The 16,209-nt window shown below is 67.2% G+C and carries 11 protein-coding genes; 7 read left to right on the top strand and 4 right to left on the bottom strand.

Features of this window, described 5'->3' with window-relative positions; translation table 11 throughout:
* Positions 1 to 23: 23 nt before the first annotated feature.
* Both ACO07I_RS05535 and ACO07I_RS05530 read right to left on the bottom strand, forming a co-directional pair.
* Positions 24 to 1,715: an FAD-dependent oxidoreductase gene (locus ACO07I_RS05535; protein WP_422015128.1), complete on the bottom strand. Its 1,692-nt coding sequence runs from the start codon at positions 1,713 to 1,715 to the stop codon at positions 24 to 26.
* Complete coding sequence (locus ACO07I_RS05530) at positions 1,712 to 2,920, bottom strand: cyclic nucleotide-gated ion channel (RefSeq protein ID WP_422015126.1); 1,209 nt, start codon at positions 2,918 to 2,920, stop codon at positions 1,712 to 1,714. Before ACO07I_RS05530 ends, ACO07I_RS05535 begins: the two co-directional genes overlap by 4 nt.
* Positions 2,921 to 3,014: 94 nt before the next feature.
* Between ACO07I_RS05530 and ACO07I_RS05525 the strand changes: the two genes are divergently transcribed.
* From ACO07I_RS05525 to ACO07I_RS05495, 7 genes are read left to right on the top strand one after another with little or no spacing between them, the layout of a single operon-like run.
* Entirely contained in the window at positions 3,015 to 5,093 is a 2,079-nt protein-coding gene (locus ACO07I_RS05525) for a hydantoinase/oxoprolinase family protein (protein ID WP_422015124.1), read from the top strand.
* Between the two features lie 10 nt (positions 5,094 to 5,103).
* Positions 5,104 to 6,777 (top strand): hydantoinase B/oxoprolinase family protein, encoded by a 1,674-nt coding sequence (locus ACO07I_RS05520; RefSeq protein WP_422015122.1) that lies wholly within the window; start codon positions 5,104 to 5,106, stop codon positions 6,775 to 6,777.
* Positions 6,778 to 6,831: 54 nt separating this feature from the next.
* The gene (locus tag ACO07I_RS05515) at positions 6,832 to 7,845 is read left to right on the top strand and encodes a TRAP transporter substrate-binding protein (protein WP_422015120.1); all 1,014 of its coding nucleotides are present in this window, start codon (positions 6,832 to 6,834) and stop codon (positions 7,843 to 7,845) included.
* A complete protein-coding gene (locus ACO07I_RS05510; protein WP_422015118.1) occupies positions 7,842 to 8,426 on the top strand; it encodes a TRAP transporter small permease subunit in 585 nt (194 codons plus the stop codon). The genes ACO07I_RS05515 and ACO07I_RS05510 overlap by 4 nt, the downstream gene beginning before the upstream one ends.
* A gap of 23 nt (positions 8,427 to 8,449) precedes the next feature.
* Positions 8,450 to 9,754, top strand: coding sequence for a TRAP transporter large permease (locus tag ACO07I_RS05505; protein ID WP_422015117.1), 1,305 nt, complete (start codon positions 8,450 to 8,452; stop codon positions 9,752 to 9,754).
* 28 nt (positions 9,755 to 9,782) lie between these two features.
* The gene (locus tag ACO07I_RS05500; protein WP_422015116.1) at positions 9,783 to 11,147 is read left to right on the top strand and encodes a glutamine synthetase family protein; all 1,365 of its coding nucleotides are present in this window, start codon (positions 9,783 to 9,785) and stop codon (positions 11,145 to 11,147) included.
* The gene (locus ACO07I_RS05495; protein ID WP_422015115.1) at positions 11,147 to 13,627 is read left to right on the top strand and encodes a GcvT family protein; all 2,481 of its coding nucleotides are present in this window, start codon (positions 11,147 to 11,149) and stop codon (positions 13,625 to 13,627) included. The genes ACO07I_RS05500 and ACO07I_RS05495 overlap by 1 nt, the downstream gene beginning before the upstream one ends.
* Here the strand turns inward: ACO07I_RS05495 and ACO07I_RS05490 are convergent.
* Both ACO07I_RS05490 and ACO07I_RS05485 read right to left on the bottom strand, forming a co-directional pair.
* The gene (locus ACO07I_RS05490; RefSeq protein ID WP_422015114.1) at positions 13,594 to 15,279 is read right to left on the bottom strand and encodes a Na/Pi cotransporter family protein; all 1,686 of its coding nucleotides are present in this window, start codon (positions 15,277 to 15,279) and stop codon (positions 13,594 to 13,596) included. The two genes, ACO07I_RS05495 and ACO07I_RS05490, sit on opposite strands and share 34 nt — an antisense overlap.
* A 55-nt stretch (positions 15,280 to 15,334) precedes the next feature.
* Positions 15,335 to 16,201: a LysR substrate-binding domain-containing protein gene (locus ACO07I_RS05485; protein ID WP_422015113.1), complete on the bottom strand. Its 867-nt coding sequence runs from the start codon at positions 16,199 to 16,201 to the stop codon at positions 15,335 to 15,337.
* Positions 16,202 to 16,209 lie beyond the last annotated feature (8 nt).

Raw genomic sequence — 16,209 nt, 5'->3', positions numbered from 1 at the left:
GACGGCTTTCGTTACGGAGGGGCTTATTGGCCGGCTTCTGCGGCGGCGTGCCGGGCCGCGATATAGCCGAAGGTGAGGGCCGGGCCAATGGTGATGCCGGCGCCGGGATAGGTACCGCCCATGACGCTGGTCATGTCGTTTCCGGCGGCATAGAGGCCGCGGATCGGGGCTCCCTCGGCGTCGAGAACGCGCGCATGCCCGTCCGCCCGCAGGCCGAGGAAGGTGCCGATGTCCCCCGGAACCATTTTCATGGCGTAGAACGGCGCCTGCTCGAGCGGCGCGAGGCAGGGGTTGGGTCTGTGTGTCGGGTCGCCGTTGAAGCGATGATAGGCATCGGTCCCCTTGCCGAAATCGGGGTCCTCGCCGCGGGTCGCATTGGCATTGAATCGCCCGATCGCGGATTGCAGGGTGCCTGCGTCCACCCCGATCTTCCCGGCCAACTCCGGCCAGGTGCCCGCCGTCAGCAGGTAGCCACTCCGAATGTGCGGCCCAAGCGGCAGCGGCGCGGGCCCGATGGCGCCCATGCCATAGCGCCGGATGGCACGATGGTCGCAGAGCAGCCAGCAGCCGGTCTCGGCGCGGCCGCGGCAGGCCTCGACCATGGCCGGTACGAAGTCGTGGTACGAGGCGGACTCGTTGGCGAAGCGCCGGCCGGTCGGATCGACCGCGATGTAGCCGGGCTTGCCGCGCTCGTAGAAGTGCGGGAACGGCAGGGTGGAGCCATCGGGCTGCGGGACCAGCGAAACGGGGACCCAGGCTGCAGGATGGGCGACATCCTCCGCCATGGCGCCACCGACCGACTGGCCGAGCCGAATCCCGTCGCCGCGATTACCTGGCGGCGGCGCCGAGCGATGGAAATGCCCGTCCCGCACATGGCCGTAGTAACGGCTCTTGAGTTCGTCGTTGGCGGGGAAGCCGCCGCAGGCCAGCACGACTCCGCGTCGCGCACGGATCTCCTGTCGCCTGCCCTCGCGCTGCACGATCGCGCCCGTGACCGCACCTTCGTGCTGCACCAGTTCGACGACGGGACATTCGAGCCAGAGGTCGATGCCGCTTTCCTCGGCCGACAGAGCGAGGGCGGCGATCAGGCCGTTTCCGTTGGTGAGGCGCGTGCCGCGATCGTGATTCACCCGGTCGATCGCATATCGCGCGGTCATGCCCGCGACGTGGAGCGCCGAGCGCACGGAGCGGGTCATCTTGAAGACATGGGGCAGGTCGTTGCGGCCGAGCATCATGCCGCCGAAGGCCATCATGGTGCGCAGCGGCGCCCGCAACTGGTCGAACCGCTTGCCCAGCCGCCGTCCGTCGAACGGCAGGGGCAGGAGCGACCGGCCGCCCTGCGCGGCGCCCGGCTTGGTGGGATGGTAGTCGGCCCAGATCGGGACCGCCTCGTAACGAACGTGCGTGTTGTTCTCGATGAACTCGACCGCCGGGTTGCAGTTGTCGAGAAAGGCATTGGCCAGTTCCAGGTTCAGCCTATTGCCGGCCTCCTGCTGCAGGTAGGTGAGCGCGTCCTCCTTGGAATCGGCGATGCCGAGTGCCCGGCCGTGGCGATTGCCGGGGATCCAGATGACGCCGGCCGAGTAGGCCGTCGTTCCGCCGAACAGCTTTTCCTTCTCGACCATGAGCACGTCGAGCCCGGCATGGGAGGCCGTGAGCGCCGCCGAGAAACCGGCAGCGCCGGATTCCACCACCAGAAGATCGGTTTCGATCATGCTTTTGTTCCACCCGGCGTCGAAGCCCCCGAATGCCTTCCGAGATTCTCCTCGTGCCGGCGCCGGGCCTCATTCTCCACAGCCTCGGCAAGTGCTGGAATGTGCGACGCGATCTCGTAGAAGTCGCTGGCATAGAGAACGAGGAGGGTGGTCGGCGCCGTCGTGACGATCGACGCGGCCCGGGGCTGGCGGTTGAGGAGCGACATTTCGCCGAAGAAGGCGCCGTCGCCCAGGCGCACCGTGCCGCCGGTCGGCAGCCGCACCTCGACCTCGCCGTCGCAGATGAAGAACATCGAATCGCCGGGATCGCCCCGTCGCAGGACCAGCACGCGCGCCGGGTAATAGCGGGTGCGCAGCTTGCCCACGATCTCCGAGAGCGTGACGACGCCCAGCGACGCAAAGATCGGCACCCGGGTCACCTGGTCCCAGACCCGCAGGTACTCACGCCGCCGCTCTTCCTGCGCGAAGCCGGTGGCCAGCACGCCGGTCATCAGCGCCAGCACCGCGATGCCGCTGATCATCAGCAGCGAGCCGATGATGCGGCCCACCGGCGTGAGCGGCACCACGTCGCCATAGCCGGTCGTCGTCAAGGTGACCACCGACCACCACATCGCGTTGGGAAGGCTGCCGAACTGCTGGGGCTGGCCGTCACGCTCGACGATGTGGGCGCCGGTCGCCGCGGACATCAGCAGGATCGCAAACACGATCAGCACGCTGGCAATGGGCGCGCGCTCGTTGGAGATCACGCGGGCAAGGGTGCCGAAGGCCGGGGCGTGCAGACCGAGCTTCAATATCCAGAGGATGCAAAAGATTGAGGCAGCATCGGTCCCGGCGATGCTGTAGCCACCGGCCAGCATGATGGCGGGCATGATCGCGAGCAATCCGATCAGGCCAGGAACGCTGCCCGCCCACCGCAGCCGCGCCGCCAGAGGAGGCACGTCGGCCATGTGAGGCAGTTCGGGCGCCACCCACAGGCGGGCCACATACTCGACGAGAAAGAAGAGTGTCACGCACCAGATCGCCGCGCGCAGAAACACGCGGTTCTGAACAGAAAATTCGTCGACCGAGAGCAGAATGACGGCGAGCAGCCCGACCGCGAGGATGACCAGATGGGCTTTCCGCCACCGCCGGCCGGCCGGCGTGGGGGCGTTGGGGCGCAGGATTTCGAACAGCTGCGCGCGGAGCGTCTTTGCTGGAGCCGTCACGGTGCGACCATAGGCGTGCTGGCCTGCGAATTGCAACGTGGCGGCGCCCGGTCTACCGTTGGACCATCCCCCCAGACAGAGGTTTGCACTCAAGGTGATCAACGATTTGCGCATTGCCGTCGACATCGGCGGCACGTTCACGGACGTCGTGTTGGAAGAGGGGAGCCGTCGGATCACCCGCAAGCTGCTGACAACGCCGCAGCGACCGGAAGAGGCCGTCCTCAACGGGGTGCGCCTCATTCTCGGGGACGCCGGCAAGGGGTTCGGTGATGTCGGCGTGTTCGTGCACGGCACCACGCTGGCCACCAATGCCGTTATCGAGCGGCGCGGTGCGCGCACGGCGCTGATTGCCACGGAGGGCTTTCGCGATGTCCTCGATATCGCGAACGAGAGCCGCTACGACCAGTACGATCTCAGCATCGAGAAGCCTCGCCCATTGGTCTCACGCGCGATGCGGTTCACGATCCCTGAGCGCATGGACGTACATGGCAAGGTCCGCCTGGCGCTCGACGAAGGCGCAGTACGGACGTTGGCGAATACGCTGAAGGCCGAGGGAATCGAAAGCGTCGCCGTGGCCTTCATGCACTCTTACGTGAATCCGGCCCATGAGCGGCGGGTGCGCGAGATCCTGAAGGAAGAGTTGCCCGAGCTTTGGGTGACGCTTTCGAGCGAGGTCTGCCCCGAGGTCCGCGAGTACGAGCGGACGTCGACCGCGGTGGCCAATGCCTATGTGCAGCCGCTCATGGACTCCTACCTGGCCCGTATGCAGGCGGCGCTCGCGGCCGAGAAGTTCACCGGCACGATCTATCTCGTCACCTCCGGTGGCGGTCTCACGGCGATCGAGACGGCGCGGCGCTTTCCGGTACGTCTCGTCGAATCCGGGCCGGCCGGCGGCGCGATCTTCGCGGCGCAGGTCGCCGCGCGCGCGGGCGAGGCGCGGGCGCTGAGCTACGACATGGGCGGCACGACGGCCAAGGTCTGCCTGATCGACGACTACCAGCCGCACACCGCGCGCCTGTTCGAGGTCGATCGCGCAGCCCGCTTCCTCAAGGGATCCGGACTGCCGGTTCGCATTCCCGTCATCGAGATGGTCGAAATCGGTGCAGGCGGCGGCTCGATTGCCCGGCTCGATGCCTTGAAGCGGGTCACGGTGGGCCCCGAAAGCGCCGGCGCCGAGCCGGGACCTGCCTGCTACGGGCGCGGCGGCCGGCATCCGGCCGTCACCGACGCCAATGTCGTGCTGGGAACGATCGACCCGGCGCATTTCGCCGGTGGATCGATCGCGCTCGACATCGATGCGGCGCGCGGCGCCATCGAGCGCGACGTGGCCGAAGGCATCGGTCTCTCCACCGAGATGGGGGCCTACGCCGTCTATGAGATGGTGTCGGAGAACATGGCCAGCGCGGCGCGCGTCCACGCGGTCGAGCGCGGCTCCGTGGTCAATCAATACACGCTGATCGCCTTCGGCGGCGGCGCACCGCTCCATGCCGCGCGCGTGGCCGAGAAGATCGGCGTGCAGCGCGTGATCGTGCCGCCCAATGCCGGCGTCGGCTCGGCCGTGGGGTTCCTCGCCGCGCCGGTGTCGTTCGAGCTGGTGCGCAGCCGCTACATGCGCCTCGACACGTTCGATGCGGCGGCGGCCAGCGACCTGCTCGAAGAGATGAGTCGCGAAGCGACGGCGCTGGTGGTGCCGGGCTCGCGCGGCCTCCCGACATTCGAGCGGCGCGTCGCCTTCATGCGCTATGTCGGCCAGGGCCACGAGATCATGGTGACCCTGCCGCAGCGGCCGCTGACTTCGGCCGACACGGCGGCCCTGCGCGAGGCCTACGAGCGTGATTACGGCGTCCTGTTCGAGCGCCATATCCCGAACGCCGCGATCGAGATCCTGAGCTGGTCGGTCCAGGTCTCGACCGAGGCCAAGCGGCCCGAAGTTCAGGGCAAGGCCGGCAGCGCGCCCGTGCCCGAGCCGGTCGGCCGCCGTCCGGTGTTCGACGGACGCAGCGGAAAGACGGCCGACGTGCCGGTCTATCGCCGCGAGAAGCTGCCGCCGGGCAGCACCTTCAGTGGCCCCGCCATCGTCGCCGAAGACGAGACGTCGACCTATGTCTCGGCCAGTTTTGCCGCGCATATCGACGCCTCCGGTTGTATCGTCATGGATCGCAAGGCAGCGTGAGGAGTAACCCATGAGCCAGTCCAACAGCGTCGGCCTGATCGATCTCCAGATCATGTGGAACCGCCTGATCGCGGTGGTGGAGGAACAGGCGCAAACCCTGATGCGCACCGCCTTCAGCCCGATCGTGCGCGAGTGCGGCGATCTTTCCGCCGGCGTCTTCGACCTGCAGGGCCGCATGCTGGCCCAGGCCGTGACCGGCACGCCGGGCCACGTGAACTCGATGGCCGAATCGGTGAAGCATTTCCTGCGCTACTTCCCGATCGAGACGATGAAGCCGGGCGACGCCTACATCACCAACGATCCGTGGATGGGCACCGGCCATCTCAACGACTTCGTCATCACCACGCCGTGCTTCCGCAACGGCAAGCTGGTGGCGCTGTTCTCCTGCACCAGCCATCTGATGGACATCGGCGGCATCGGCTTCGGTCCCGACGCGACCGACGTGTTCATGGAGGGGCTCTACATCCCCATGCTGAAACTGTTCGACCAGGGCAAGGCGAACGAGACGCTGATGGCGATGATCCGCGCCAACACGCGCCAGCCGGTCGATACGGAGGGCGATGTCTACTCCCTGGCCGCCTGCAACGATGTCGGCGCCCGCCGGCTGATCGAGATGATGGACGAGTTCGCCATCGACTCGCTGGACGAACTCGGTGACCACGTGATCGCGCGCTCGCGCGAGGCGGTGCTCGCCGAGATCGCCAAGCTGCCCAAGGGCACCTGGCACAACAGCATGACGGTCGACGGATACGACGAGCCGGTGACTCTGAAGGCGGCGCTGACGATTTCCGACACCGGCATCCATGTCGATTTCTCGGGCACGTCGGGCGTGTCGCGACGCGGCATCAATGTGCCGCACGCCTATACGACGGCCTATACGGTCTTCGGCCTGGGCTGCGTGGTCTCGACGAACATCCCGAACAATGCCGGTTCGCTCGAGCCGCTCACGGTTTCGGCGCCGGAGGGCTGTATCCTGAACGCGCCCAAGCCGACTGCCGTCGCGTCGCGCCATGTCGTGGGCCAGATGCTGCCCGATGTGGCGTTCGGCTGCCTGCGCCAGGTCGTGCCGGATCGCGTGCCGGCCGAAGGGACCTCGTGCCTGTGGAACATCAACGTGCGCGGCCGGGTGAAGGGCGGCGACGGCGGCAACTACGGGTTCGGCATGGCCATCACCTCCAACGGGGGGACCGGCGCGCGTCCCGACAAGGACGGGCTGTCGGCCACTGCCTATCCCAGCGGCGTGCGCGGCACGCCGGTCGAAATCGCCGAGACCCAGACGCCGCTCCTGTTCTGGCGCAAGGAGTTCCGTCCCGATTCCGGTGGCGCCGGTCGCACGCGTGGCGGCCTCGGCCAGATCATGGAAATCGAGAGCGGCATCGACGAGCCGTTCGACCTGCTGGCCGCCTTCGACCGGATCGACTATCCGGCACGCGGGCGTGACGGCGGCGGCGATGGCGGGGCGGGCGTGGTCGCCTTCAAGTCCGGCAAGACGCTGAAGGGCAAGGGCTTCCAGCTGATCCCGCCGGGCGAGCGGCTGATGATCCTGACACCGGGCGGTGCCGGCATCGGCGCGCCCGGCGACCGCGATCGCACGCAGGTCGCCAACGACCTGGCCGACGGGCTGATCTCGGCGGAATCGGCCGAGAAGGTCTACGAGTTCAAGCCGCCGCAGGCCGCGGAGTAGGCCAGCGGCGACGGGATACGGGGAACGGTAGTCAATTCAACGATGGGGGCTTCGATGAAGCTGGGACGCAGGACGGCCTTGAAGGCCGGCGTGGGCGCGGGTGCAATTGCAATGGTGGCGGCGCCGGCCGTGGTGATGGGACAGGCGGCACTCAAGCTGCCGCTGGCGACCGTGTGGCCGGATGGGAACTTCCATACGGTCAACGTCAAGCGCTTCGCCGAGGAAGTGAAGAAGGGAACCAACGGCGCCGTCGAGATCGACGTCAAGGCGGGCGGGCAGCTCGGCTTCAAGGGCCCCGAGCAGATGCGCGCCGTGCGCGACGGTCTCGTGCCGATGGCTGACATCCTGAACATCCAGCAGATCGGCGACGAGCCGATCTTCGGGGTCGAGGGCATCCCCTTCATCTGCAACAACATCGAAGAGCTGAAGGTGCTGCACAAGTATCTGCGGCCCGAGTACGAGAAGGTGCTGCTCAAGAATAACCAGACGATGCTCTACACGGTGCCGTGGCCGACGCAGTACCTGCATCTCAAGATCAAGGCGGAATCTCTGGACGCGCTCAAGGGCATCAAGATCCGCGTGCCCGACAAGAACGCCCAGGAAATGTGCAGCGCCATCGGCATGGCGCCGGCGCTGATTCCCTGGGGCGAGACGATCGCGGCCCTGTCGTCCGGCGCCGTCGCGGGCGTGTCGACCTCGTCGGTCTCGGCCGTGGACGGCAAGTTCTGGGAGTTCCTGAAGTTCTTCCATCAGACCAATCATGCCTGGTCGTCGGAGATCGTCACGATCAACAACGACACGCTGAAGAAGATCTCGCCGGCCAACCAGAAGATCATCGTCGATCTCGCCAAGAAGCTCGAGCCGGAGTTCTGGCAGTCGTCGCTGCAGGCCGACAAGGACAGCAACGCCCGCCTGATCGCCGGCGGCATGCAGCTGGTCATTCCGCCGCCGGCGATGACGGCTGAATTGCAGAAGAAGACGGCGCCGATGATCGCCGAGTTCTATAAGCGCGTCCCGGCGGCCGAGAAGCCGATCAAGGCCTATCTCGCGGAGATGAAGCGGACGTGAGCGGCCACGGCCCCAATCCCAACGCCGGCGCGCCGCCCGTGCTGCGCGCCTTCCTCGACGGGATCGACATGCTGGGCCGTCTCGACGGCTGGATGGGCGCCGCCTGCCTGGTGGCGCTCACCTGCCTGATGCTGGGGGAGGTGCTGGTTCGGGCCCTCTCGGACATCTTCCCCTGGGTGCCGGCGGACATCCCGGTCGCCTGGGAATACGGGTCGTATCTCATGGCGGCGGCCTTCACGTTCGGCGCCGCCATGACCCTGCGGGCCGGCGGCCATATCCGCGTCACGCTCGTGCTGGCGCGGATCGGACCGAAGGCCCGGCGCTGGCTGGAAACCGTCCTCGCGGCGCTGGGCGTCGCCTTCTCCGGTTACCTCGCCGTGGCGATGGTGAACTTCACCTGGCGCAGCTTCGTGTCGGAGCAGGTGTCGATCTCCAGCGCGACGCCGCTGTGGATTCCGCAGGCGCTGGTGACCTTTGGAATTTGTCTGCTGGTCATGCAGTTCATCGCGCGGTTCTTCCAGGCCCTGTTCGGCCTGCCGCTCGAGGACCTCAACATGCGCGCCGGTTCCGTCGCTGAGTAGTTTGTCGCGCGAGTTGAGATCTCATGCTTGAAATCGTCCTCACCATGTTCGTCGTGCTGTTCGCTTTTCTGGCGGGCGGCCTGTGGATCGGCTGGACCCTGGCCGTCACCGGCACGGTGCTGCTGGCGGTCTTCCGCGACATCCCGCTCGACAAGCTGCTGGCGCAGTACACCTGGAACATCCTGACCACGCAGGAACTGCTGGCGCTGCCGCTGTTCATCATCATGGGCGAGATCCTGTTCCGGACGCGGCTGTCGCAGACGCTGTTCCGCGGCCTGTCGCCGTGGGCGGCGATGCTGCCCGGGCGGCTGCTGCACGTGAACGTCATCGGCTGCACGATCTTCGCCGCCATCTCGGGCTCGTCGGCGGCGACGACCCAGGTGGTCGGCCGTATCTCGCTTACGGAACTCCTGAAGCGCGGCTATTCCAAGGACGTCGCCGTGGGCTCGCTGGCCGGCGCCGGCACGCTCGGATTCCTGATCCCGCCCTCCAACATCATGATCATCTACGGCGTCCTGGGTGACGTCTCGATCGCCAAGCTGTTCACGGCGGGCTTCATCCCCGGCTTCCTGCTGGCGGGCTGCTTCATGGGCTGGATCATGATCCACACCGCCCTGAAGCCCGAGCTGGTGCCGGAAGCGGAGCGCAAGGTCCGCATCGCCTCGGCGGCGGAGTTCCTGACGTCGATCCGCGAACTGGGACCGGCCGTGTTCCTGATCCTGTGCGTGCTCGGTTCGATGTATGGCGGCCTCGCGACGCCATCGGAAGCGGCCGCCGTGGGCGTCCTGGGCGCGCTCGTGGTGGCCGGCATCCAGCGGGAACTGTCGCTGCCTGCGCTGAAGGCCATCGCCATCGGGTCGGTGCAGACCTGCGCCATGATCGCCCTGATCGTGCTGGGCGCCTCGATCCTCGGCAGCGCCGCGGCCTTCCTCGGCATTCCGGCGGCCGTCGCGGAGTTCGTGAGCAGCCTCGGACTTTCGTCCTTCATGCTGATCGTGGCCCTGATCATCTTCTACCTGATCCTGGGCTGCTTCCTCGACGGTTTCAGCATGATCGTGATGACCCTGCCGATCGTCATGCCGATCGTGAAGGCCGCCGGCTTCGATCCGATCTGGTTCGGCGTCTTCCTCGTTCTGGTCGTCGAGATGGCCCAGATCACGCCGCCCGTCGGCTTCAACCTGTTCGTGATCCAGGGGCTGACCGATGACGGGCTGGGCTATATCGCCCGCGTCACCCTGCCGTTCCTCGCGATCATGGTGTTGTTCACCATGGCGCTCGCCGTATTTCCCGACATTGCCCTCTGGCTTCCCCGCTATCTCAGCAGCTAGTCTGCCGCGGGGTAGCGAGGGGAGTGGAATGGAACCGCGACAGGTCAAGACGGCTGCGGACGCGCTGAAGATCGTCAAGCAGCGGGGGCTCACCCACGTGAAAGTGGGCGTCCACGACATCGACGGCATCCTGCGCGGCAAGTACATCCACGTCGACAAGTTCCGGTCCGCGCTCGAGGGAGGCTTCGGCTTCTGCGACGTGGTGCTGGGCTGGGACATGAACGACCAGCTCTACGACAACGTCACGTATACGGGCTGGCATACGGGCTATCCCGACGCCAACGTCCGAATCCTCCCCGAGACCTGCCGCGAGATCGCGACCGAGCCCGGCAACCTGTTCTTCCTGTGCGAGTTCGTCGGCAAGGCCGAGGAGATCTGCCCGCGCGGCACGCTCCGCCGCGTGTTGCAGCGCGCGAAGACGCTCGGCTTCGAGGTCAAGGTCGGATTCGAATACGAGTTCTTCGTCTTCGCCGAGACTCCCGAATCGATCCGCGAGAAGGGCTATCGCAACCTGAAGCCGATCTCGCCGGGCTTCTTCGGCTATTCGGTCCTGCGCAACTCCGTCCTGTCCGACTGGTACCGTGACCTCCTCGCGATGTGCGAGACGATGGACATGGGCATCGAGGGCCTGCACACGGAAACGGGGGCGGGCGTGCTCGAGGCGGCGCTGCGGGTCGACGATGCGCTGGCTGCCACCGACAAGGCCGCCCTGTTCAAGATCTTCACCAAGGTGCTGGCGCAGAAGCAGGGCTGGCTCGCGACCTTCATGGCCAAGTGGTCGAAGGACTGGCCGGGCTGCGGCGGGCACATGCACATGTCGCTGTGGAAGGGCGGCAAGCCGGTGTTCTTCGACGAGAAGGCGCCGCATCGCATGAGCAAGACGATGCGCCAGTTCGTCGGCGGCCAGGCGGCCCTGATGCCCGAGCTGCTGGGCATGGTCGCCTCAAACGTGAACTCCTACCGCCGCCTGATCCCGGGGTTCTGGGCGCCGACCGCCTCGACCTGGGGCGTCGAGAACCGCACCACCTCGCTGCGCGTGATCCCGGGCTCGGCCAAGTCGACGCGGGTCGAGTATCGGGTCGCGGCGGCCGACGCCAATCCCTACCTGGCAATCGCCGCGGCCATCGGCTCGGGCCTGTGGGGCATCGAGAACGACATCGACCCTGGCGAGCCCGTCATCGGCAATTCCTACGAGAAGAAGCATCCCGCGAAGTCGCAGCTGCCGCGAACGCTGATGGAAGCGGCCGGCCGCCTGAAGGCCTCGAAGCCGGCGCGCGACCTCTTCGGCGACGCCTTCGTCGATCATTATTCCGCAACACGCGAGTGGGAAGAGCGGGAGTTCCGCAAGGCCATCACGGACTGGGAGCTCGACCGGTACATGGAAATCATTTGATGTCGTCCCCGTCTCCCGCCGCAACGGTCCCGTCGCACGCCCGCGTCGTCATCGTTGGCGGCGGCATCATGGGCTGCTCGACCGCCTATCACCTGGCCAAGCTGGGCTGGAAGGACATCGTGCTGCTGGAGCAGGGGCGGCTGAGCGGCGGTACGACCTGGCATGCGGCGGGGCTCGTGGGCCAGTTGCGCAGCGTCCAGAACCTGACGCGGCTGATCCGCTACAGCACCGAGCTCTATTCGAAGCTGGAAGCCGAGACCGGTCTCGCCACCGGCTGGAAGCGATCCGGCTCGCTCATCGTGGCACGCACCGAGGAGCGCATGACCCTGCTGCGCCGCTCCGCCGCCATGGCCGCCGGGCAGGGCGTGGAATGCGAACCGCTGACGCCGCAACAGGCCGGCGACAAATATCCGATCATGCGGACCGACGATCTGGTGGGCGCCGTCTGGCTGCCGGGCGATGGCAAGGCCAACCCGACCGACATCACGCAGTCGCTGGCCAAGGGCGCGCGCAACGGCGGCGTCCGCATCTTCGAGAAGGTGCGGGTCACGGCGATCGATACCGAAGAGGGGCCGGGCGGCCCGCGGGTCACCGGCGTGCAGACGACGGAAGGGCCGATCAAGGCCGACATCGTCGTCAACTGCGGCGGCCAGTGGGCGCGCCAGCTCGGCCGCATGGTCGGCGTGACGGTGCCGCTCTATTCCTGCGAGCACATGTACATCGTCACCGAGAAGATGGAGAACGTGCCGCGCGACCTGCCGGTGATGCGCGATCCCGACGGTTACATCTACTTCAAGGAAGAGGTCGGCGGCCTGCTGATGGGCGGCTTCGAGCCCGAAGCCAAGCCCTGGAACAAGGACGTCATTCCCGACGACTTCGAGTTCGGCATGCTGCCAGACGACTGGGACCAGTTCCAGATCCTGATGGACAATGCGCTGATCCGCGTGCCGTCGCTGGAGAAGACCGGCATCAAGACCTTCATGAACGGGCCCGAAAGCTTCACGCCCGACATGAACTACATCCTGGGCGAGGCGCCGCAGGTGCGCGGCTTCTTCGTGGGCGCGGGCTTCAACTCGATGGGTATCGCGAGCTCGGGCGGCGCCGGCATGGCGCTGGCCGAATGGATCGTCGCCGGCCAGCCGACGATGGATCTCTGGCCGGTCGACATCAGGCGTTTCGCGGGCTTTCACGGCAACGATGCCTGGCTGCGCAGCCGCGTCGCCGAGACGCTGGGGATGCACTACAAGATGCCGTGGCCGCAGCGCGAGCAGGAGAGCGGCCGGCCGTTCCGCCGCTCGCCGCTCTATGATCGCCTCAAGGCGCAGGGCGCCTGGTTCGGCAACAAGATGGGCTGGGAACGGCCCAACTGGTTCGCGGGTGCCGGCAACACGCCCGACATGCAGTATGGCTGGGGCCGTGGCGCCTGGTTCGACGCCGTCGCCGCCGAGCATCGCGCGACCCGCGAGGGCGTGACGATCACCGACGAGACTTCGTTCGGCAAGCTGCTGGTGCAGGGCCGCGATGCCGAGGCCGTCCTGCAGCATCTTTGCGCCAACGACATCGCCGTGCCGGTCGGCCGCACCGTCTATACCGGCGTGCTGAACGAGCGTGGCGCCTTCGAGAGCGACCTCACCATCGCGCGACTGGCGCGCGACAAATTCTTGGTCATCACCGGCTCTGCCCAACCCATCCGCGACATGGATTGGCTGGGCCGTCACATGCCGCCCGATGCCAACGCGGTGCTGACCGACGTGACGTCGGGCTGGACCGTGCTGTCGGTGATGGGACCGAAGAGCCGCGCGCTGCTGCAGAAGGTGAGCAAGGCCGATCTCACGAATGAAGGCTTTCCCTTCGCCGCGATCCGCGAGATCGGCATCGGTTTCGCCACTGTGCTGGCCTCGCGCCGCACCTATATGGGCGAGCTGGGCTGGGAGCTCTATGTGCCGGTCGAGTTCGCCGTCACGGTGTTCGAGACGCTGCACGAGGCGGGCGCCGAATTCGGGCTGCGCGATGCCGGTTACTACGCCATCGATACGCTGCGACTGGAGAAGGGTTACCGCGCCTGGGGCCGCGAGCTGACGCCGGACGACACGCCGTTCCAGGCCGGCCTCGGCTGGGCGGTGAAGCTCGACAAGCCGGGCGGCTTCATCGGCCAGAAGGCGCTGGTCGAGGGCAAGGGCAAGCCGCTCACCCGGCGGCTCGTCTCGGTGGTGCTGGAGGATGGCGAGCCGCTGCTGTGGGGCGGCGAGGCCTTGCTGCGGGACGGCAGGCCGGTCGGCGATCTCACCTCGGCGGGCTACGGGCACACGCTCGGCGCGTCGGTCGGGCTGGGCTACGTGAAGCGCGGCGACGGTCAGGCGATCGATGCGGCGTGGCTGGAGGGTGGCCGCTTCGAGATCGATCTAGCCGGCACGCGGTTGGCCGCGAAGGTCTCGCTGCGTGCGCCCTACGATCCGAGCGGGCTGCGGATCAAGGGCTGATCCGTCGTCGTCTTGAGGCGCGTTTCGGCCAGCTCGCCGGCGGCCTCGAGGATCGGGTAGGCGACCGTCGTCAGGTGGCCGTTGATGCGCTTCAGGTCCCGGATCACGTCCATGTGGATCGAGCTGGTATCGATCGATTCGGGGCGTCCTTCGCGCAGACGCGCATAGTGGCTGTCGGCGGCGCGCGCCTCGGCCTCGCGCATCGCGGTCTTTTCCGCGACCAGGCGGCGGGCCAGGGTGATGTCGCGGGTCGTGAAGACGTTCAGCGACAGCCGCAGATTGTCGAGCACGCGGGCGTGGAAGGCGCGCAGCTCCGCCGTGCCCTCGGCCGAGAAGGCGTAGCGGTTCTTGATCTTCTTGGCGGCCAGTTCCATCAGGTTCTTGTCGATGATGTCGCCGGCATGTTCGAGGTTGGTGACGAAGGTCAGGATCTCGACGTAGCGCTTGCCGTCGTCTTCCCCCAGTTCCGTGCGCGAGGTCTGGATCAGGTAGAGCTTGATCGCCTCGTAGAGGCTGTCGACGGCATCGTCCGCCGCCTCGATCGACTTCATGGCGCGGGCGTCGTTCTTCTCGAACACGTCCATGGTCTGGCGCAGCATGTCGGCGACCTTGTCGCCGAGATTGAGCGTCTCGCGCATGGCGCAGGCCAGCGCCTCGGCCGGCGTGTCGAGCACGTTGGGATCGAGATTGCGCGGCTTGCCGGGATCGTCGGTCTGCGGCCGGTCGGGGACCAGGCGTCGGCACAGCGCGGCCACGGGCTCGATCAGCGGCAGGAAGACGATGGCGGCCACCACGCTGAAGGCGGTGTGGAAGTTGACGAGCAGGCGCCCGGGCGCCGGGTCGATCATCATCAGCCACTGGTGAAACTGGGCGAGGAACGGCAGCAGCGCGATGCCGACCAGCACACGCGTGATGAGGTTGCCGAGCGGCAGGCGCCGCGCCTCGGTGTCGGTCGCCGCCTGGTCGAAATAGGGGGCGATCGCGCCGCCGATATTGGCACCGATCACCATCGCCATGCCGAGCTTGGGATCGATGATGCCGCTCGAGGCGAACGACATGACCAGCAGCACGGTCGAGAGGCTGGAATGTATGAACCAGGTGGCGGCCGCCGCGACCAGGACGCCCATGACGTACTCGTTCTGCAGGCCCTCCAGCACCGCCACGAACGCCGGAGCCGAGCGCAAGGGCAGGGCGGCGGCTTCCAGCAGATGCAGCGACAGCAGCATCAGGCCAAGGCCGATCGCGACGCGGCCGAGATGGCGCGCCCTGTCGGAACTGTTCGAGAGGAAGGCGATGACGCCGCCCGCGATCATCAGCGGCGAGATCCAGCCGAGCGGGAAGGACAGGACCTGCGCCGTCAGGGTCGTGCCGACATTGGCGCCCAGCATCACCGCGAGGCCGATCGAGAGCGAAATCAGGCCGCGGCCGGCGAAGGAAGCGAGAAGAAGGGCGGTCGCGGTGCTCGATTGCAGGACGCCCGTCAGCACGACGCCGCCGGCGAAGGCGGAGAACCGGTTGCGCGAGCAGGCGCCGATGGCGCGGCGCAGGGTGGCGCCGAACGCGCGCGTCAGGCCGGTGCGCACCATGCGCACGCCCCACAGCAGCAGGCAGACGCTGCCGAGAACGTTCAGGATGGTGTCGATGCCTTGCATGATCGCGGAATCCTACGCTTCGTCCTTTGACGATGAAAGTTTTTTGACGATTTTGTTACGACGCCAACCGCGTCGCTTCGTCCATGAAGGCTCGAACGAGCGCCACGCGCCGACGCTCCTGCAGGCACACGGCATATTCAGCGACCGCGAGATCCTGATCGGCGATGGTGATGCGGCGGAAGCGGCGGTCCTCGCCAAGCTCGCTCGCGAACACCGCGCCGATTCCAAATCCGGCCGCGACCGCTTCACGCACGCCTTCGCGGGTCTGCACTTCGACGATCGACGCCGGCCTGATATCGGCGGCCGCCATCGCCTGTTCAAGCACTTCGCGCGTGATCGAGCCGCGTTCGCGCAGCACCAGCTCCTGGCCGGCCAGCGCCGAGAGGGGCGTGCGGCCGCGTCTGGCGAGGGCATGGGCAGCAGGCGCAAACAGGACCAGCCGGTCGGTGCGCAACCGCACGGCATGCAGGCGCGGGTCGGACAGGCTCTTGGCCATCACGGCGACATCGGCCTCGTGGCGCAGCAGCCGCTCCAGGACGACCGCGGAATTGTCGATCGAAAGCGCGAAGGTGAGGCCGCCGGCGCGTTCGCGCAGCGCGGCCATGATCGGCACGACGTGGTGAGCGGAATCGGCGGCAATCCGCAGATGCCCCCGGGTCAACGCCTGCTCGCCGAGCAGCAGCGCCTGCGCCTCGTCCTGGAGCGCGAACAGACGCGTCGTGACCCCATGGAGCTGACGGCCGGTCTCGGTCGGGGTCACGCTGCGGCCGCGCCGGTCGAACAGGTGCACGCCATAAGCCTTCTCCAGCGCCGTCACCTGGCCCGAGAGATTGGGCTGGCTGAGACCTGACGCGCGGGCGGCGGCCGAGAACGAACCGGCCTCGGCCACGAGGTGGAAGGCGCGGAGCTGAGTGGGTGTCATATATGGGA

Origin of the sequence: Reyranella sp. (genome assembly GCF_965227665.1) — a bacterium.
In the GTDB taxonomy this organism is placed as follows: domain Bacteria; phylum Pseudomonadota; class Alphaproteobacteria; order Reyranellales; family Reyranellaceae; genus Reyranella.
Note: the sequence above shows the minus strand (reverse complement) of the source record. Positions and strands in the feature narration are given on the sequence as shown.

Coding starts and splice junctions, on each gene's coding strand:
- ACO07I_RS05500 (WP_422015116.1), top strand. CDS start 9,783: ATGGAACCGCGACAGGTCAAGACGGCTGCGGACGCGCTGAAGATCGTC.
- ACO07I_RS05495 (WP_422015115.1), top strand. CDS start 11,147: ATGTCGTCCCCGTCTCCCGCCGCAACGGTCCCGTCGCACGCCCGCGTC.
- ACO07I_RS05505 (WP_422015117.1), top strand. CDS start 8,450: ATGCTTGAAATCGTCCTCACCATGTTCGTCGTGCTGTTCGCTTTTCTG.
- ACO07I_RS05520 (WP_422015122.1), top strand. CDS start 5,104: ATGAGCCAGTCCAACAGCGTCGGCCTGATCGATCTCCAGATCATGTGG.
- ACO07I_RS05535 (WP_422015128.1), bottom strand. CDS start 1,715: ATGATCGAAACCGATCTTCTGGTGGTGGAATCCGGCGCTGCCGGTTTC.
- ACO07I_RS05485 (WP_422015113.1), bottom strand. CDS start 16,201: ATGACACCCACTCAGCTCCGCGCCTTCCACCTCGTGGCCGAGGCCGGT.
- ACO07I_RS05515 (WP_422015120.1), top strand. CDS start 6,832: ATGAAGCTGGGACGCAGGACGGCCTTGAAGGCCGGCGTGGGCGCGGGT.
- ACO07I_RS05490 (WP_422015114.1), bottom strand. CDS start 15,279: ATGCAAGGCATCGACACCATCCTGAACGTTCTCGGCAGCGTCTGCCTG.